The organism is Citrobacter sp. Cpo045, from assembly GCF_030332875.1.
Lineage (GTDB): Bacteria > Pseudomonadota > Gammaproteobacteria > Enterobacterales > Enterobacteriaceae > Citrobacter > Citrobacter portucalensis.
In genome coordinates this window covers 1-299 of sequence record NZ_JAOWGZ010000025.1, presented here as the reverse complement: position 1 = coordinate 299, position 299 = coordinate 1, and the positions used below count along the sequence as shown (strand labels likewise).

The window sequence follows — 299 nt, the reverse complement described above, 5'->3', positions numbered from 1 at the left end:
GTGCCCGATGCGCGACGCTTATCGGGCCTACGGTAAACAGCGAAACCTGTAGACCGGATAAGGCGTTTACTGCCCGATGCGCGACGCTTATCGGGCCTACGGCAAACAGCGAAACCTGTAGACCGGATAAGGCGTTTACTGCCCGATGCGCGACGCTTATCGGGCCTACGGTAAACAGCGAAGCCTGTAGGCTGGATAAGGCGTTTACTGCCCGATGCACGACGCTTATCGGGCCTACGGTAAACAGCGAAACCTGTAGACCGGATAAGGCGTTTACTGCCCGATGCACGACGCTTATC

At 57.2% G+C, this 299-nt stretch carries 1 protein-coding gene; it reads right to left on the bottom strand.

Going from position 1 to position 299, the window contains the following annotated elements; all coding sequences use genetic code 11:
• Window positions 1-299, bottom strand: a 299-nt coding sequence (locus tag OGY13_RS00190; protein ID WP_286637511.1) for a hypothetical protein, incomplete at both ends; no start/stop codon positions are given.